This is a genomic window from Metallosphaera javensis (ex Hofmann et al. 2022) (assembly GCF_022064045.1).
GTDB lineage: Archaea > Thermoproteota > Thermoprotei_A > Sulfolobales > Sulfolobaceae > Metallosphaera > Metallosphaera javensis.
Window position 1 is genome coordinate 1 of sequence record NZ_JAKNCW010000047.1, and the last position, 1,050, is coordinate 1,050.

General features: G+C 55.3%; 1 protein-coding gene. It reads right to left on the bottom strand.

What is annotated here, in order from left to right; translation table 11 throughout:
* Window positions 1-87 precede the first annotated feature (87 nt).
* A complete protein-coding gene (locus L3N51_RS12320; RefSeq protein ID WP_238027512.1) occupies window positions 88-993 on the bottom strand; it encodes a transposase in 906 nt (301 codons plus the stop codon).
* Window positions 994-1,050: the final 57 nt, after the last annotated feature.

The window sequence follows — 1,050 nt, forward strand, 5'->3', positions numbered from 1 at the left end:
AGTGTGTGTATCATTTGAATTTTCTCCTTATAGATTATATATTTGCTTCACAAAATTTCGCCTAGATTATACAATTCCCAAAATGGGTTACGCCACGCGAATCGCGTGGACCTCCCCCACGAGGGAGTCGGCCTCGCTCCGCATGCGGTGGTAGAGCCAGAACTTCAGGAGCGAAGCCCAGCCCTGGAGGACACCCCTCGCCCTCACCCCGTCGCCGAACATCCTCTTGACGGCTGATATCACGATCTCCACCCTCCACCTTCTCCCGTAACCCCTCCTCGCGCTCCAGTCGCGGGGAGACTCCCTGTGGTCGAGGATGGTCTCCCTCCTTCTCGGGTTAGCCCTGTCAGGGTTTGCGGACTTCTTGGGCGGGACCGCGACCTCCGGCACGAGGTCGTAGATCCTGTTGGAGTCGTAGGCCCTGTCACCGTAAAACTTCGCGACCTTACCTCCCTCTTCGCCAATTTCCCTGATGGTCCTGACCGCGGAGTCGAGCTCGGAGTTCTCCACCTCAGCCTTCACGACCCTCATGGACTCAGCGTCAACGTGAACCACGACCTTCAGGAACTTACCCCTTCCCTTCCCTCCGTACCTGGCCCTTATGTACCTGCCTCCCTGCTCCACGCTTATCCCCGTCCCGTCGCTCACCAGCTCGATCTCGTCCCTAACCTTCTCGAACTCCAGCTTCATCTTCCTCAACCTCAGGTGGATAGTCTTGTAATCCAGGTACACCGGTATTATCCCCATCCTGTGAAGCGACCTCAATATCCCCTCAATGCCCCTGTACGTGAAGAAGGCGTAAAGGAAGGCGAGGAACTCGTTGAACATCAAGGGAGCCTTATACGGCCTGGTCCTCGCGTTCCTGTTGTCCTCCTCGAGGAGCTCGTACCAGTGTTCAAACACGTAAAACGGGAACATGATCTCGTACCTGGTCACGAGGTTCTCGTCGTACTTCCCCCAATCCCTGGTGTATCTCCTCTTCTCGGAGGGCATAACCAACATGGGTAATACGCGTTTTTAAGGTTAGCTCTTCAGAAACTCCACAAACTA